At 58.9% G+C, this 17,222-nt stretch carries 15 protein-coding genes; 1 reads left to right on the top strand and 14 read right to left on the bottom strand.

What is annotated here, in order from left to right:
- Window positions 1–114 precede the first annotated feature (114 nt).
- The 12 genes from ybgE to sdhC form a co-directional block, all read right to left on the bottom strand.
- A complete protein-coding gene (gene ybgE / locus B3229_RS16290) occupies window positions 115–408 on the bottom strand; it encodes a cyd operon protein YbgE (protein WP_277269123.1) in 294 nt (97 codons plus the stop codon).
- The gene (cydX, locus tag B3229_RS16285; RefSeq protein WP_065426323.1) at window positions 408–521 is read right to left on the bottom strand and encodes a cytochrome bd-I oxidase subunit CydX; all 114 of its coding nucleotides are present in this window, start codon (window positions 519–521) and stop codon (window positions 408–410) included. The genes ybgE and cydX overlap by 1 nt, the downstream gene beginning before the upstream one ends.
- 15 nt (window positions 522–536) lie before the next feature.
- Window positions 537–1,676: a cytochrome d ubiquinol oxidase subunit II gene (gene cydB / locus B3229_RS16280; protein WP_277269121.1), complete on the bottom strand. Its 1,140-nt coding sequence runs from the start codon at window positions 1,674–1,676 to the stop codon at window positions 537–539.
- An 11-nt stretch (window positions 1,677–1,687) separates the two neighbouring features.
- Window positions 1,688–3,259: a cytochrome ubiquinol oxidase subunit I gene (gene cydA, locus B3229_RS16275; protein ID WP_286872445.1), complete on the bottom strand. Its 1,572-nt coding sequence runs from the start codon at window positions 3,257–3,259 to the stop codon at window positions 1,688–1,690.
- Window positions 3,260–3,876: 617 nt separating this feature from the next.
- Window positions 3,877–4,752, bottom strand: a complete 876-nt coding sequence (gene sucD, locus B3229_RS16270; RefSeq protein WP_033751698.1) for a succinate--CoA ligase subunit alpha — start codon at window positions 4,750–4,752, stop codon at window positions 3,877–3,879.
- Window positions 4,752–5,918 (bottom strand): ADP-forming succinate--CoA ligase subunit beta, encoded by a 1,167-nt coding sequence (sucC, locus tag B3229_RS16265; protein WP_033751700.1) that lies wholly within the window; start codon window positions 5,916–5,918, stop codon window positions 4,752–4,754. The genes sucD and sucC overlap by 1 nt, the downstream gene beginning before the upstream one ends.
- A 73-nt stretch (window positions 5,919–5,991) precedes the next feature.
- Window positions 5,992–7,212: a 2-oxoglutarate dehydrogenase complex dihydrolipoyllysine-residue succinyltransferase gene (gene odhB / locus B3229_RS16260; RefSeq protein WP_048786914.1), complete on the bottom strand. Its 1,221-nt coding sequence runs from the start codon at window positions 7,210–7,212 to the stop codon at window positions 5,992–5,994.
- 16 nt (window positions 7,213–7,228) lie between these two features.
- A complete protein-coding gene (gene sucA, locus B3229_RS16255) occupies window positions 7,229–10,036 on the bottom strand; it encodes a 2-oxoglutarate dehydrogenase E1 component (RefSeq protein WP_033751706.1) in 2,808 nt (935 codons plus the stop codon).
- Between the two features lie 203 nt (window positions 10,037–10,239).
- Window positions 10,240–10,956 (bottom strand): succinate dehydrogenase iron-sulfur subunit, encoded by a 717-nt coding sequence (locus B3229_RS16250; protein ID WP_048786915.1) that lies wholly within the window; start codon window positions 10,954–10,956, stop codon window positions 10,240–10,242.
- A gap of 14 nt (window positions 10,957–10,970) precedes the next feature.
- Complete coding sequence (gene sdhA, locus B3229_RS16245) at window positions 10,971–12,737, bottom strand: succinate dehydrogenase flavoprotein subunit (RefSeq protein ID WP_048786916.1); 1,767 nt, start codon at window positions 12,735–12,737, stop codon at window positions 10,971–10,973.
- Window positions 12,738–13,085: a succinate dehydrogenase membrane anchor subunit gene (gene sdhD / locus B3229_RS16240; RefSeq protein WP_033751715.1), complete on the bottom strand. Its 348-nt coding sequence runs from the start codon at window positions 13,083–13,085 to the stop codon at window positions 12,738–12,740.
- Complete coding sequence (gene sdhC, locus B3229_RS16235) at window positions 13,079–13,468, bottom strand: succinate dehydrogenase cytochrome b556 subunit (protein ID WP_033751718.1); 390 nt, start codon at window positions 13,466–13,468, stop codon at window positions 13,079–13,081. The genes sdhD and sdhC overlap by 7 nt, the downstream gene beginning before the upstream one ends.
- Window positions 13,469–14,101: 633 nt before the next feature.
- Between sdhC and B3229_RS16230 the strand changes: the two genes are divergently transcribed.
- Complete coding sequence (locus B3229_RS16230) at window positions 14,102–15,385, top strand: citrate synthase (protein ID WP_033751723.1); 1,284 nt, start codon at window positions 14,102–14,104, stop codon at window positions 15,383–15,385.
- A gap of 383 nt (window positions 15,386–15,768) precedes the next feature.
- On the opposite strand, the gene nei is transcribed toward B3229_RS16230, so the two are convergent.
- Both nei and pcp read right to left on the bottom strand, forming a co-directional pair.
- The gene (nei, locus tag B3229_RS16225) at window positions 15,769–16,557 is read right to left on the bottom strand and encodes an endonuclease VIII (RefSeq protein ID WP_286872433.1); all 789 of its coding nucleotides are present in this window, start codon (window positions 16,555–16,557) and stop codon (window positions 15,769–15,771) included.
- Window positions 16,558–16,567: 10 nt separating this feature from the next.
- Window positions 16,568–17,215 (bottom strand): pyroglutamyl-peptidase I, encoded by a 648-nt coding sequence (gene pcp / locus B3229_RS16220; RefSeq protein WP_286872432.1) that lies wholly within the window; start codon window positions 17,213–17,215, stop codon window positions 16,568–16,570.
- Window positions 17,216–17,222: the final 7 nt, after the last annotated feature.

The following is a 17,222-nucleotide window of genomic DNA, read 5'->3' as shown; positions in this document are numbered from 1 at the left end:
GGATGCCAGAGCCAGGAGAAAATAATTATCGGAAGGTAACAATCAGAAGGATTTTCAGTAGATTTCTTGACCTGCCGCTGACAATACCCCACGCCCAGCGGCGGACATTGCGCGTCAGCGCCAGAACCAGTAGAGCGCCAACAGCAGAACGATCAGGGCCACCGCCGGCGAGAAGAGCGCCTGCCAGCGCGTGCGGCGCGGATGGAAGCCTACGCCGTGGATCACCCCGGCACAGACCGCCCAGATAACCAGGATGCCCTGCCAGACTGAGAGCGTGCTGGTGTGCGCGGCGTAGCGCGAGGGATCCCAGAATAAACAGCCCGCGACAATCAGCGCCAGGATGAGCGAAAGGGCCCGCAAAGGCCCTTTGTTCATCAGACGGTATGACGTCCGAATCAGTTTACGCATCAGGCGCGCTCGTCCTGTGCAGCGCTATCTTCAACGTGCTCAAGCGCCAGCGCGGTGATGATGCCGAAAGCGCAGGCCAGCAGGGTGCCGAGAATCCAGGCAAAATACCACATGCGTCGTCTCCTTAATCAGTAGAGAGAGTGCGTATTGCGCTCAATATGTTCTTTTGTAATCCGCCCGAACATCTTGTAGTAGCACCAGCTGGTGTAGAGCAGGATAATCGGAACGAAAATAATGGCGGCGAAAGTCATCACCGTCAGCGTGCGCTGGCTCGAGGTGGCATCCCACATCGTCAGACTCATGCCGGGTTCGATGCTCGACGGCATGATAAAGGGAAACAGCGCAATGCCGGCGGTCATAATGACGCACGCCAGCGTCAGCGACGAGCTGACGAATGCCCAGCCGCCCTTCTCGCAGCGCGAGAAAATGACCGTCAGCAGCGGCAGCACCACGCCGAGCAGCGGAAAGAGCCACAGCGCCGGCATATGGTTAAAGTTCGCCAGCCAGGCGCCCGCCTCGCGCACCACGGTTTTGCCCAGCGGATTCGACGCGGCGTGGTGATCGATGGCGCTAGTAATGACGTAGCCGTCGATGCCATATTTCACCCAGACGCCCGCCAGCACGAAGCAGACCATCATCACCAGCGCCGCTACCTGCGCCACCGCGCGCGAACGCAGATGCAGCTCCCCTGCGGTGCGCATCTGCAAGTAGGTCGCGCCCTGCGTCAGGATCATCGCGACGCTGATCGCGCCCGCCAGCAGCCCGAACGGATTGAGCAGCTGGAAGAAGTTGCCGGTGTAATCGAGGCGCAAAAATTCATCCGCGCGGAACGGCACGCCCTGCAGCAGATTGCCGAACGCGACGCCAATCACCAGCGGCGGCACGAAGCTGCCGATAAAGACGCCCCAGTCCCACATGCCCCGCCAGCGCATATCTTCAATTTTAGAACGATAATCGAAACCTACCGGACGAAAAAAGAGCGACGCCAGCACCAGAATCATCGCCACATAGAAGCCGGAGAAGGCGGCGGCATACACCATCGGCCAGGCGGCGAACAGCGCCCCGCCTGCGGTGATCAGCCAGACCTGGTTGCCGTCCCAGTGCGGCGCGATGCTGTTGATCATAATGCGGCGTTCGGTGTCGTTACGCCCCATCAGCCGCGTCAGCATGCCGACGCCCATATCAAAGCCGTCCGCTACGGCGAAGCCCACCAGCAGAATGCCGATCAGCAGCCACCAGACAAAGCGCAAAACTTCATAATCAAACATGGTTGCTCTCCTTAACCGCGTACCGGCTCAGCCGTCGCCGCGACCTGCTCATGGTGATAGCGTCCAGTTTTCAGGCTGCTCGGCCCGAGGCGCGCGAATTTAAACATCAGATACATCTCCGCCACGAGGAACAGCGTGTACAGACCGCAGATCAGCAGCATGGAGAAGAGCAGATCGCCCACGGTCAGCGACGAGTTGGCCACCGAGGTCGGCAGCACTTCGCCGATCGCCCACGGCTGGCGACCATATTCGGCGACGAACCAGCCCGCCTCGACCGCGATCCATGGCAGCGGTATGCCGTAGAGCGCCGCTTTCAGCAGCCAGCGATGCTTGCCGACGCGGTTGCGGATCACGCTCCAGAACGAGAAGGTGATAATGCCCAGCAGCAGCACGCCCGCCAGCACCATAATGCGGAAGGCGAAATAGAGCGGCGCCACGCGCGGAATAGAGTCTTTCACCGCCTGACTGATTTGCGCCTCGGTGGCATCCGCCACGTTCGGGGTATAGCGTTTCAGCAGCAGGCCGTAGCCCAGATCCTGTTTGCTCTGGTCGAAGGCCTCGCGCACCGCCGGATCTTCGCTGCCGCTGCGCAGCTGATTCAGCAGCGCGTAGGCTTTCATGCCGTTGCGGATGCGCACCTCATGCTGCGCCATCAGATCTTTCAGGCCGGTGACCGGCGTATCGACAGATCGCGTGGCAATCAGGCCAAGCAGGCCAGGGATCTGCACCGCCGCGGCGTTTTCCTGCTTCTCCTGATCCGGCAGGCCGAACAGCGTGAAGGCCGCTGGCGCGGGCTGGGTATCCCATTCGGCTTCAATAGCGGCGAGCTTGGTTTTCTGCACGTCGCCCATTTCGTAGCCCGACTCGTCACCCAGCACGATAACTGACAGCACCGCCGCCATGCCGAAGCTGGCGGCGATGGCGAACGAACGTTTCGCAAAGGCGACGTCGCGTCCCTTAAGCAGATACCAGGCGCTGATGCCGAGAATAAACATGGCGCCGGTGGTGTAGCCCGCTGCCACGGTATGCACGAACTTCACCTGCGCCACCGGATTGAGCACCAGTTCGGAGAAGCTCAGCATCTCCATTCGCATGGTTTCGTAGTTGAACGCGGAGGCGATAGGATTCTGCATCCAGCCGTTCGCCACCAGGATCCAGAGCGCCGACAGGTTAGAACCCAGCGCCACCAGCCAGGTGACCGCCAGATGCTGCTTTTTGCTCAGGCGATCCCAGCCGAAGAAAAAGAGCCCGACGAAGGTGGATTCCAGGAAGAACGCCATCAGCCCTTCGATGGCGAGCGGCGCACCGAAGATGTCGCCGACGTAGTGAGAGTAATAAGACCAGTTGGTGCCGAACTGAAACTCCATGGTCAGTCCGGTAGCCACGCCCAGCGCAAAGTTAATGCCGAATAACTTGCCCCAGAATTTGGTCATATCTTTATAGATCTGTTTGCCGCTCAGGACGTAGACCGTTTCCATGATCGCCAGCAAAAACGCCATACCGAGCGTAAGCGGGACAAACAGGAAATGGTACATCGCCGTTAAGGCAAACTGTAAACGCGACAGCTCGACGATATCTAGCATAATGACTCCTTGCTCCTCGCATGACCTTACTCTGCGAATAACAACGGCGAACAACTGGCATTGACGCAGAGAATAAGATTCAGGAACGACTGATTATTAATTCCAGCTTTTTGTTACCGACAGATAAGACGCATCCGCGGCCCGACGTGAGCGAGTAACAGTGGTGAAACTTCCCCGAAAAGCATCATTCAGTTGATTTCAGGCAGGCGAGCGAGAAAAGCCGGCGGCATTGATTTAGCGCGACCTGGCGCAATCTCCTGGATGTTATTGGAAACGACTGAATTGATGCAGCGCAATTAAAACCGGTTGGCTTACGCTTTGCCAGCGGTAAAGTTTGTTAAATATCGAGATTTATTGATCTGGATTAACGCTTTTAATTTCCAGATATGTAGCCTTGGGAAGATTGTTAATTAGTTGTCACTGATAATTGGCGTAATTTAGAAAAGCATTACCTTTAATTTTAATTTTTAACTTTCCACCTTAAAAAGAACCTACGGCTTCCCGCCCGTTACGCCTCTCGCTGCCCGCGTCCGAAGAAGCGTTTTCCGCGCCCTACTCTCTCTACAGGCAAAAAAAAGCCACCCCGAAGGGTGGCCTGATAGCTGATGCATGCGCGCTTATTTAGCCGGCAGCACCGCTTTCACCGCGTCGCCGATATCCGCGAGGCTGCGCACGGTTTTCACGCCTGCCGCTTCCAGCGCCGCGAACTTCTCGTCCGCCGTGCCTTTGCCGCCGGCGATGATGGCGCCCGCATGGCCCATACGCTTGCCTTTCGGCGCGGTAACGCCCGCGATATAGCCAACAACCGGTTTAGTGACGTGCTCTTTAATGAACGCCGCCGCCTCTTCTTCCGCGCTGCCGCCGATTTCGCCAATCATCACGATCGCTTCGGTCTGCGGGTCATCCTGGAACATTTTCAGGATGTCGATGAAGTTGGAGCCCGGGATCGGGTCGCCGCCGATGCCGACGCAGGTCGACTGGCCGTAGCCGATGTCCGTGGTCTGCTTCACCGCTTCATAGGTCAGGGTGCCCGAGCGCGACACGATGCCGACGCGGCCTGGCTGATGGATGTGACCCGGCATGATGCCGATTTTGCATTCGCCTGGGGTGATCACGCCCGGACAGTTCGGGCCGATCATGCGCACGCCCGCTTCATCCAGCTTCACTTTAATCGTCAGCATATCCAGCGTCGGAATGCCTTCGGTGATGGTGATGATCAGCTTGATGCCTGCATCAATCGCTTCCAGAATGCCGTCTTTACAGAACGGCGCCGGAACGTAGATCACGGTCGCCGTCGCGCCGGTGGCTTCTACCGCTTCGCGCACGGTGTTGAACACCGGCAGGCCGAGATGGGTGGTGCCGCCTTTGCCCGGCGTCACGCCGCCAACCAGCTGCGTGCCGTAAGCCAGCGCCTGCTCAGAGTGGAAGGTACCCTGACCGCCAGTAAAACCCTGGCAAATCACTTTAGTGTTTTTGTCGATCAGAATAGACATTATTTCCCCTCCGCAGCCGCAACGACGCGCTGTGCCGCATCTGTCAGGCTGGTTGCTGCAATGATATTCAGTCCGCTGTCCGCCAGTTTCTGTGCGCCCAGCTCAGCGTTGTTTCCTTCCAGACGCACCACGACCGGCACGTTGACGCCGACTTCCGCTACCGCGCCGATGATGCCGTCGGCAATCAGGTCGCAGCGCACGATGCCGCCGAAGATGTTAACGAATACCGCTTTTACCGCGTCGTCGGAAAGGATGATTTTAAAGGCTTCGGTAACGCGCTCTTTGGTCGCGCCGCCGCCCACATCGAGGAAGTTAGCCGGCTGGCCGCCGTGGTGCTTAACGATGTCCATGGTGCCCATCGCCAGACCTGCGCCGTTGACCATACAGCCGATATTGCCTTCCAGCGCCACGTAGTTCAGTTCCCACTGCGTAGCGTGCGCTTCGCGCGGGTCTTCCTGGCTCGGGTCGCGCATTTCGCGCAGCTCCGGCTGACGGAACAGCGCATTGCCGTCCACGCCCAGCTTGCCGTCGAGGCAGACCAGATCGCCCTGCTTAGTGATCACCAGCGGGTTGATCTCAACCAGCGCCAGGTCGCGCTCCAGGAACAGCGTCGCCAGGCCCATAAAGATTTTCGTGAACTGGCTGACCTGCTTGCCGGTCAGGCCGAGTTTGAACGCCAGCTCGCGGCCCTGATAAGGCTGCGGACCGGTCAGCGGATCGAGCGCCATTTTGTGGATCAGGTGCGGGGTCTCTTCCGCCACTTTCTCAATCTCAACGCCGCCTTCGGTCGAGGCCATAAAGACCACGCGACGGGTCGCACGGTCAACCACCGCGCCCAGATAGAGTTCCTGATCGATGTCGGTCGCCGCTTCAACCAGGATCTGGTTTACCGGCTGGCCGTCGGCGTCAGTTTGATAGGTCACCAGGCGTTTGCCCAGCCAGTGTTCAGCGAAAGCGCGAATCTCTTCCTTGCTGTTAACCACTTTCACGCCGCCCGCTTTACCGCGTCCGCCGGCATGAACCTGACATTTCACTACCCACGGGCCAGCACCAATTTTAGAGGCCGCTTCTTCTGCTTCGCGTGGCGTAGTGCAGGCGTAACCGGTGGGTGCCGGCATACCATACCGTGCAAACAGCTGTTTCGCCTGGTATTCGTGTAAGTTCATGATGTTCTATCCATTCAGGTCTGAAAAGAGTAATAAGGTTGGGCGCGCGTTTCGTCGGCGCGCCCGGCAAAAATCAGACGTCCAGCAGCAGACGCGCCGGATCTTCCAGCAGCTCTTTCACCGCCACCAGATAGCTGACCGATTCACGGCCATCGATCAAGCGGTGATCGTAGGAGAGTGCCAGATACATCATCGGCAGCACCACGACCTGACCATTGACCGCCATCGGACGATCTTTGATGGCGTGCATGCCCAGGATGGCGCTCTGCGGCGGGTTGATGATCGGCGTCGACATCAGCGAGCCGAAAACGCCGCCGTTGGTGATGGTGAAGTTGCCGCCGGTCAGTTCGTCGACCGTCAGCTTGCCGTCACGGCCTTTCACCGCCAGCTCTTTGATTTTCTTCTCGATGTCCGCCATGCTCAGCGCGTCGACATCTTTCAGCACCGGCGTCACCAGGCCGCGCGGCGTGGAGACAGCGATGCTGACGTCGAAGTAGTTGTGATACACCACATCTTCGCCGTCGATTGAGGCGTTTACTTCCGGGAAACGCTTCAGCGCTTCCACCACAGCCTTGAGGTAGAAGGACATAAAGCCCAGACGCACGCCGTGACGCTTCTCGAAGGAGTCGCCGTACTGCTTGCGCAGATCCATGATCGGCTTCATGTTCACTTCGTTGAAGGTGGTCAGCATGGCGGTGCTGTTCTTCGCTTCCAGCAGACGCTCGGCCACGCGCTTGCGCAGACGGGTCATCGGCACGCGTTTTTCGCTGCGGTTGGCGACGGCTGGCTGCGGCGCAGCTTCAGCGGCGGCCGGCGCGGCTTTGGCCGCGGCAGGTTTATTCGCCAGATGCTTTTCCACATCTTCGCGCGTAATACGACCGCCAACGCCGCTGCCTTTAATCTGCGTCGCGTCGAGATCGTGTTCGGCGATCAGGCGACGAATGGCCGGGCTCAGCGCATCGTTGCTCTCTTCTTCCAGCGACGCGGTCTGGCGCTGCGCCGGCGTGGACTCGTTGGCTTCGGCTTTGGCGCTGGTCTCTTTGCCAGCGCTGTTGCCCTCTTTCAGGCGACCCAGAATCTGACGCGACGTGACGGTCGCGCCTTCATCTTCCAGCACGGCTTCAAGCACGCCGTCAGCCTGGGCCGGCACTTCCAGTACCACTTTGTCTGTTTCGATCTCTACCAGCACTTCGTCGCGGCTTACCGCATCGCCTGGTTTTTTGTGCCAGGTTGCCACGGTGGCATCGGCAACGGATTCAGGCAGGTCGGGAACGAGAATATCTACGCTACTCATTATCTTTCCTTTTAAATTAACCAAGGTTCAGCGCGTCATTAACCAGGTCTTGCTGCTGTTGTTGATGTACGGACATATAGCCCACGGCCGGCGAAGCGGAGGCCGGACGGCCCGCATAGCGCAGCGACGCGCCAAACGGAACCACTTCGCGGAAGTGATGCTGGCTACAATACCATGCGCCCTGATTCAGCGGCTCTTCCTGACACCAGACGAAATCCTGCACATGGGCATAATCTTTTAACGCTTCCTGCACCGCTTTATGCGGGAACGGATAGAGCTGCTCGATGCGCACGATGGCGACATCGGTCTGCTCGTTTTTGCGGCGCTGCTCAAGCAGATCGTAGTAGACCTTGCCGGAGCAGAGCACCACGCGTTTCACCTGCTGCGGATCGAGCGCGTCGATTTCGCCGATGGCCGGCTGGAAGCTGCCGTTGGCCAGCTCGTCCAGCGACGAGATCGCCAGCGGATGACGCAGCAGCGATTTCGGCGACATGACGATCAGCGGACGGCGCATACCGCGCAGCGCCTGACGACGCAGCATGTGGTAAACCTGCGCCGGCGTAGAGGGCACGCACACCTGCATGTTCTGCTCGGCGCAGAGTTGCAGGTAACGCTCCAGACGCGCGGAGGAGTGTTCCGGGCCCTGGCCTTCGTAGCCGTGCGGCAGCAGCATCACCAGGCCGCACATACGACCCCACTTCTGCTCGCCGGAGCTGATGAACTGGTCGATCACCACCTGCGCGCCGTTGGCGAAGTCGCCGAACTGCGCTTCCCAGATGGTCAGGGTGCGCGGCTCTGCGGTGGCGTAGCCATATTCGAACGCCAGTACCGCCTCTTCCGACAGCACGGAATCCCACACCTTGAACTGACCCTGTCCATTATGGATATGGTGCAGCGGCGTGTAGGTCGAGCCGTTAGCCTGGTTGTGGATCACCGCATGACGGTGGAAGAAGGTGCCGCGACCAGAGTCCTCGCCGGAGAGACGCACCGGAATGCCCTCATCCACCAGCGTGGCGTAGGCCAGGTTCTCGGCGCCGCCCCAGTCGAAGGGCTTGTTGCCTTCGGCCATCTCTTTACGGTCGTTGTAGATTTTCGCCACGCGCGCCTGCACTTCGACCGCGTCAGGGATCTGGCTGATGCGGCGCGCCAGCTCCTGCAGACGTTTCGGTTCGACGGTGGCCGGGTAGCTCTCATCCCACTCATGGTTGAGGTAAGGCGACCAGGTAAAGGAGTGCAGGCTCATCGGACGCCATTCGGCTACCACGCATTCGCCCGCGTCCAGCGCGTCGCGATAGAGATTGACCATCTCGGTCGCATCTTCCGCGCTGGCAGAGCCTTCCGCCGCCAGACGATCGGCATAGAGCTTACGCGGCGTCGGATGCTTTTTGATCTTCTGATACATCAGCGGCTGGGTCGCACTCGGCTCGTCGGCCTCGTTATGGCCGTGACGACGGTAGCAAACCAGATCGATAAAGACGTCGCGCTTGAAGGTGTTGCGATAGTCGAGCGCCAGACGCGTGACAAAGGCCACCGCTTCCGGATCGTCCGCGTTGACGTGGAAGATCGGCGCCAGCACCATTTTACCGATATCGGTACAGTACGGCGTCGAACGGGCGTCGCGCGGGTTGGAGGTGGTAAAGCCCACCTGGTTGTTGATCACGATACGGACGGTGCCGCCGACTTCATAGCCGCGCGCCTGAGACATGTTCAGGGTTTCCTGCACCACGCCCTGGCCGATAACCGCGGCGTCGCCGTGGATGGTGATCGGCAGAACCTGGTTGCTGCCCGGCGAATCGAGACGATCGAGACGCGCGCGCACCGAGCCCATGACGACCGGGCTGACGATTTCCAGATGCGACGGGTTGAACGCCAGCGCCAGATGCACCAGGCCGCCTTCGGTCTCTACGTCAGACGAGAAGCCCATATGGTATTTCACGTCGCCGGTGCCGAGGTGATCTTTATGCTTGCCGGAGAACTCGTCGAAGAGATCCTGCGGCTTTTTGCCCAGCACGTTGATCAGCACGTTAAGGCGACCGCGGTGCGCCATACCCAGCACCACTTCGCGCGTGCCGCTCTTGCCCGCATGGCGGATCATTTCACGCAGCATCGGGATCAGCGCGTCGCCGCCCTCCAGCGAGAAGCGTTTCGCGCCCGGGAATTTCGCGCCCAGGTATTTTTCCAGCCCTTCCGCTGCGGTCAGCTCTTTCAGGAAACCTTTTTTCTCTTCGCTGCTAAAAGCTGCACGGCCCGCCGCCGATTCAAGACGCTGCTGGATCCAGCGCTTCTCTTCGGTGTTGTTGATGTGCATGTACTCTGCGCCGATAGAACCGCAATAGGTCTGCTGCAGCGCGTCGAAGAGGTCGGCCAGCTTCATGGTCTCTTTGCCGATAGCGAAAGAGCCTACGTTAAAGCTTTCCTGAAAATCGGCGTCGGTCAGATCGTGAAAAGCGGGATCGAGGTCAGCGACGCGATCCTGCTTCCACAGGCCAAGCGGGTCGAGATTCGCATGCTGATGGCCGCGAAAACGGAAGGCGTTAATCAGCTGCAGGACTTTAACCTGCTTTGAATTGGCGGCCGGATCGGAGACGGTGGAGGTGTAACGAGATGCATCTTTCGCCAGGCGACGAAAGTATTCGCGCGTGGTGGAGTGAAACTGTTCAGGTTTCACGCCGGTGCCCGGCAGCTGTTGGAACATCGTGCGCCACACTGCATCGACAGAGTCCGGATCGGTCAGGAAATCCTCATAGAGTTGCTCTATGTAAGACTGGTTCGCGCCGGCCAGCCAGGAGGAGTCCAGCCAGGGCTTCATCGCGCTGTTCTGCATTGTGATCCCTTAAGCATTACTATGCTTTTTTGAGGTTTCATTTGTTGCCGCTTTCGCGGTTTGCCGTAGTGAGTTCAGCGATACGAGCCTGTGCGCTCACACGCGCCCTGCCCGTAAGGGAACCTTGCTAAGCGTGGCGTCGCCGCGCTTAGCAAGGCTTCCGTAAAACGCCGGGAACCTGAGGTTCCCGGACGGATACTGTTTTACGCGCCCCGCTGCAGCAGCATCGACTTGATATGGCCGATGGCGCGCGTCGGGTTCAGCCCTTTCGGACACACGCTCACACAGTTCATAATGCTGTGACAGCGGAAAACGCTGAAAGCGTCACTCAGATTGTCCAGACGCGCTTCACTTTCGGTGTCGCGACTGTCGATGATGAAGCGATACGCGGCCAGCAGACCCGCAGGACCGACGAACTTGTCCGGATTCCACCAGAACGACGGACAGGAGGTCGAGCAGCAGGCGCAGAGAATACACTCGTACAAACCATCCAGATGCTCGCGCTCGCCAGGCGACTGCAGATGTTCGCGCGCCGGCGGATTCTCTCCGTTATTCAACAGGTAAGGCTTAATCTTCTCATACTGCGCGTAGAATTGCCCCATATCCACGACCAGGTCGCGAACCACCGGCAGACCCGGCAGCGGACGAATAACGATCTTCTTCGTGCCGTTGCCCAGCGCCGACACCGGCGTGATGCACGCCAGGCCGTTTTTGCCGTTCATATTGAGGCCGTCGGAGCCGCACACGCCTTCACGGCAGGAGCGACGAAACGCCAGCGTCGGATCTTTCTCTTTCAGACGGATAAGCGCGTCCAGCAGCATCATGTCGCGGCCGTCTTCCGATTCCAGCGTGTAATCCTGCATGCGCGGCGCGGCGTCGACTTCAGGATTGTAGCGATAAATTGAAAACTCGAGTTTCATGATCGTCTCCGCTATTAGTAGGTACGCACTTTCGGCGGGAAGGCCGCGCGCAGTTTCGGCTGCATGTTCACCTCGCGGCGCGTCATGCTCTCGGTTTCGGGGACGTAGAGACTGTGGCACAACCAGTTTTCATCATCGCGATCCGGGAAGTCGAATCGACTGTGCGCGCCGCGGCTTTCGGTGCGGAAGTTCGCCGCTACCGCCGTGGCGTAAGCCGTTTCCATCAGGTTATCCAGCTCCAAGCACTCAATACGCTGGGTATTGAAGTCCGGTGAACGGTCATCCAGACGGGCTGATTTCAGACGCTCGCGAATCTGTTTCAGCTCTTCCAGACCCTGCTTCATCGCATCGCCTTCGCGGAATACTGAGAAGTTGTTCTGCATGCAGCGCTGCAGCGCTTTACGGATTTCTACCGGGTCTTCGCCGGTGGTGTTGTTTTCCCAGCGGTTGAAGCGCGCCATGGCGGCGTCGATTTCATCCAGCGTGGCGTCGCGCAGCGGGCCCTGTTGTTCGATGCACTCCATCAGATGCACGCCGGCCGCGCGGCCGAATACCACCAGGTCCAGCAGCGAGTTGCCGCCGAGGCGGTTGGCGCCGTGCACCGAGACGCAGGCGATTTCGCCAACGGCGAACAGGCCGGGGATCACTTCATCTTCGCCCTGCGCGTTAACGCGCAGCGCCTGGCCGGTCACTTTGGTCGGAATGCCGCCCATCATGTAGTGACAGGTCGGGATCACCGGAATCGGCTCTTTGATCGGATCGGCGTGCGCAAAGGTGCGCGACAGCTCGAGGATGCCCGGCAGTCGCGACTCCAGCACTTCGGCGCCCAGGTGATCGAGCTTCAGTTTGATATGCGGGCCCCAGGGGCCGTCGCAGCCGCGGCCTTCGCGGATTTCAATCATCATCGAGCGCGCGACCACGTCGCGGCCCGCCAGATCTTTGGCATTCGGCGCGTAACGCTCCATAAAGCGCTCGCCGTGTTTGTTCAGCAGGTAGCCGCCTTCGCCGCGGCACCCTTCGGTTACCAGCACGCCCGCGCCGGCGATGCCGGTCGGGTGGAACTGCCACATCTCCATATCCTGCACCGGCACGCCTGCGCGCAGCGCCATACCGACGCCGTCGCCGGTGTTGATATGCGCGTTGGTGGTGGACTGATAGATACGGCCGGCGCCGCCGGTGGCCAGAATGGTCGCTTTGGCTTTGAAGTAGACGGTTTCGCCGGTTTCAATGCAGATCGCCGTACAGCCGACAATGGCGCCGTCCTGATTTTTCACCAGGTCGAGCGCATACCATTCGGAGAAGATGGTGGTTTTGTTTTTCAGGTTCTGCTGATAGAGCGTATGCAGCAGCGCGTGACCGGTACGGTCAGCCGCGGCCGCGGTGCGTGCCGCCTGCTCGCCGCCGAAATTTTTCGACTGGCCGCCGAACGGACGCTGATAAACGCGGCCATCCTCCAGACGGGAGAACGGCAGACCCATATGTTCCAGCTCCAGAATCGCTTCCGGGCCGGTTTTACACATATATTCGATCGCGTCCTGGTCGCCGATATAGTCGGAACCTTTGACGGTATCGTACATATGCCATTCCCAGTTGTCTTCATGGGTGTTGCCGAGCGCGACGGTAATGCCGCCCTGCGCAGACACGGTGTGGGAACGGGTCGGGAAGACTTTCGACAGCAGGGCGCAGGTCTGGCCCGACTGGGAGATTTGCAGTGCGGCGCGCATTCCTGCGCCGCCTGCGCCGATCACCACGGCATCAAATTCTCTGACTGGCAAATTCATTTACACACCCCACACCACAACAGTTCCATAAATTGCATACGACAACAGCGCGATCACAATCGCAAACTGCAGAATCAGACGCACGGCCAAACCTTTTACGTAGTCGGTCAGCACTTGCCACATTCCAATCCAGCCGTGGATCAGAATCGAGAACAGCGTCAGCAGAGTGAACACTTTGGTGAAAGACGAGGCGAAGAAGCCGCGCCAGACATCATAGGTCAGCGTGTCGGTCAGGGCGATAAAGCCCACGATGTAGAGGATGTAGAGCGTAATGAGGATTGCCGAAGCGCGCAGCAGCAGCCAGTCCTGAATGCCGTTGCGGCCCAACGAGGATGCATTGCTTACCATACGAGAACTCCTGCCAGGATTGAAAGCACGACAGTAATGCCGAAGGTGACCCAGGCGGATTGGCGGCCGATAGCCAGCGTCTCAGCAAGGTAACCAAAGTCCATCAACATATGACGAATCCCGCCCACCGTGTGGAATGCCAGCGCGGTAAGGATGCCCCAGAGAATAAACTTCACGAAGAAGCTATCCATAATGGCGGCAGCGTGCTGGAAACCTTCCGGGGAAGAGAGAGAAGTGCCCAGCAACCAGAGCAGGATACCGAGAGCCACAAAGGTTATGACGCCGGAAACGCGGTGGAGAATGGACGATATTGCAGTAACGGGAAACCGGATCGTCGAGAGATCCAAGTTGACAGGTCTTTGTTTTTTCACGGTTTTGCCCACACAGCTCTTTTTTATTTTGCTTCCTCCGGTCCCTGAGGCGGAGTCGAATCACAGGTGTGTTCAGACTTTAACCGTCACCAAATCAGCAACATCCAGTGTTAATTGACGCGGTAGAAACGCTGGGTGGCTCCTGGTGTCAGGGGGTTTCCGGAGACCTGGCGGCAGTATAGGACGATCACATTCTTATTACAATTACCCTACAATCTCTTTGGGTACATTTGCGTGAAACAGTGATCCGACTCACGAATTTCACATTTAATACAAATCTAATTATCTGATTTGACAAAAGTTCAACAATTCAGTTACAAACTAGGGCATCAAACCCCAGTGATGCACAAAAGTTATGGGGATACACTTTCCCCTAAGAACAAGTTATGTAACATTCTGGTTATGAGCACCCTAAAACAACAGGTTGTTGATTACCAGAAAGTTATGTCCAGACCGGATCTTTAACAACCGCGATATGCAGAATTTCATGACTGCCACGTTCCCTGCCGGGAAACGCCTCTCACTCTGTACCCTGCACCCGCGTTGTTACCGCAGAGTGTTATTGTGAAGTTAATGGCGACCGCAACATGACCGCTTTTCAGGTGTCTAAGATCCATACTTACATAAGGCGCTATGGAGACGAAAATGACAGATAAAAAAGTGACGCTAACCCTACAAGATGACACGGCTCTTGAGCTGGACGTGCTGCAAGGCACACTTGGGCAGGATGTGGTTGATGTCCGCGCCCTGGGCTCCAGCGGCCTTTTCACCTTTGACCCGGGTTTCACCTCTACAGCGTCCTGCGAATCCAAAATCACCTTTATCGACGGCGATGAAGGCATTCTGCTGCATCGCGGCTTCCCTATCGATCAGTTGGCGACCCACTCTAACTATCTGGAAGTATGCTATATCCTGCTGAACGGCGAAGCGCCGACGCAGAAGCAGTTTGAAGAGTTCCGCGAGACCGTAACCCGTCATACCATGATCCATGAGCAGATTACCCGTCTGTTCCACGGCTTCCGTCGCGACTCCCACCCAATGGCGGTGATGTGCGGCGTGACCGGCGCGCTGGCTGCCTTTTATCACGATTCGCTGGATGTGAATAACGAGCGTCACCGTGAAATCGCCGCGTTCCGTCTGCTGTCGAAGATGCCGACCATGGCGGCAATGTGTTACAAATATTCTATCGGTCAGCCTTTCGTTTATCCGCGCAACGATCTCTCCTACGCCGGCAACTTCCTGCATATGATGTTCGCCACCCCTTGCGAAGAGTACAAGGTGAACCCGGTGCTGGAACGCGCCATGGACCGTATTCTTATCCTGCACGCCGACCATGAGCAGAACGCCTCTACGTCTACCGTGCGCACCGCAGGCTCGTCCGGCGCCAACCCGTTCGCCTGTATCGCCGCGGGCATCGCCTCGCTGTGGGGACCGGCGCACGGCGGCGCGAACGAAGCGACTCTGCGTATGCTGGAAGAGATCAGCACCGTTGAGCATATTCCGGAATTTGTGCGCCGCGCGAAAGATAAAAACGACTCTTTCCGCCTGATGGGCTTTGGTCACCGCGTTTACAAGAACTACGACCCGCGCGCCACCGTGATGCGTGAGACCTGCCATGAAGTGCTGAACGAGCTGGGCATGAAGGATGACCTGCTGGAAGTGGCGATGGAGCTGGAGCATATCGCGCTGAACGACCCCTACTTTATCGAGCGCAAACTCTATCCGAACGTCGATTTCTACTCCGGCATTATTCTGAAAGCGATGGGTATTCCGTCTTCGATGTTTACCGTGATTTTCGCCATGGCGCGTACCGTCGGCTGGATCGCCCACTGGAAAGAGATGCATGACGAAGGCATGAAAATTGCGCGTCCGCGTCAGCTCTATACCGGCTATACCGAGCGTGAGTTTACGTCTGCGCTGAAGAAATAACCGCAGCGGATTCTGTTCAGGCCGCACAGAAGCCTGAAGAGCGGGTAACATGGCCCGAAGAGCAAAGCGTCCCACGCCAGGGATGGCGTGGGCCGAGCGCGCAGGGATGCGTAAAGCGACTTTGCGATCGGGCTATGTTACCCGCGTCGGCTCGATATATCAGACTATGAGCGGAGAGAAATCTCCGCTTTTGCTTTTGTGCGTTGTATAGCCTGATAGCTCTGTGACGGTCGCGGGTAGCCGGACCCGATCGCAAAGACGCAACAAACGGCATCCTTGCCAGCTCGGCCCACGCCATCCCTGGCGTGGGACGCTTTGCTCCTCGAGTCCGGTTACCCGCTCCTTAAGCTTTTAAGTCGTCTGTAGCAATAGGCCGTGCCCTTTTAGTGCTGGCAACCCGGACACCAGTAAAACGGGCGCGACGACAGCGTTCCCTTCTGAATCATCTCGCCGCAGCGGCGGCACTTCTTGCCCTGCCGATGAAACACCTCAAAGCGAAACGCCGCGCCGTGATGGTACTTCTTCATGGTGCCGCGCATCCGGTAGGAGTGACGCGGTATCGCCAGCAGCGCCTCGCTGAGCACGTCAAGCTGCTGATCCGTTAAATCCTGCGCGCGATGCTGCGCCAGCAGGCCCGCCTGCCAGAGGATCTCTACGCGCAGATAGTTGCCCAGCCCCGCCAGAAACGCCTGATCGAGCAGCAGCCCGCTGAACTGACGGCGGCGAAAGCGCGGCGACAGCAGCCGCTCGCGCACCGTCGCTACGTCAAGCTGCGCATCGAGCACGTCGGGGCCAACGCGATTTAAAAACGGATGCGCCGCCAGCGACTCGGCGTTCAGCAGTTCGATATCGGAGGCGCTGTAGAGCAGAATGGCGCGATCGGCGACCGCCAGCCGCACGCGCAGCTGGCGTTTAGTTTCCGGCACCGTGCCGCTCTCCACCACGCGCCAGACGCCGTACAGCTGATTATGGCTGTAGAGCGTCAGGCCGTTGGAAAAGTGCGTCAGCAGCGCTTTGCCGCGCGTCTCGATGGCATTGACCTGCTCGCCCAGCAGCGCCGGCTCGTAGGTTTTGAGTTCGGGAAAGGCAAACCAGACGTCCGTCAACGGTTTGCCGACAATCGCTTCTTCAAGCTGATCCGCCGCGCGGCGGATCTCCGGTCCTTCAGGCATAGTCGTCCTCTTAGTGCGTGGCGCCGCCGCCGACTTTCAGGTCCGTTTCCGTCTCCAGCGAGACGCGAATGGCGATCTCCAGCGCCTGCATCACGTGATCGCGCGCCATGCTTGGCGCGCCAAGGTGCTGCGCCGCCTGCTCAGGCAGATAGGGAATATGCACGAAGCCGCCGCGCACGCGGTTGCCCTGGCTGTGCAGCCGGTGCAGCAGGCCGTACATCACGCGATTGCAGGTAAAGGTGCCGGCGGTTTGCGACACCGACGCGGGGATCCCGGCCGCGCGCACCGCGGCGACAATCGCCTTAATCGGCAGCGTGGAGAAATAGCCCGCCGGGCCGTCCGCCACAATCGGCTCGTCCACCGGCTGCTGCCCCGCGTTATCGGCGATACGCGCGTCGTCGACGTTAATGCCGATGCGCTCGACGGTGATATCGCTGCGCCCGCCCGCCTGGCCGACAGAGAGAATCAAATCGGGCTCGACTTCATCCATGGCGGCATAGAGCACGCCGAGCACGTCGCTAAAGACCACCGGCAGCTGACGCGCCACGATGCGCGCGCCGCCGATCGCTTTGCCTTCGAGCGCGCGCACCGCTTCCCACGAGGGATTGATCGTTTCGCCGCCGAAAGGCTCGAACGCCGTCACTAATACCGTCTTCATACTGACC

Source organism: Pantoea sp. UBA5035, assembly GCF_002415245.1.
Taxonomy (GTDB): domain Bacteria; phylum Pseudomonadota; class Gammaproteobacteria; order Enterobacterales; family Enterobacteriaceae; genus Pantoea; species Pantoea septica.
Note: the sequence above shows the minus strand (reverse complement) of the source record. Positions and strands in the feature narration are given on the sequence as shown.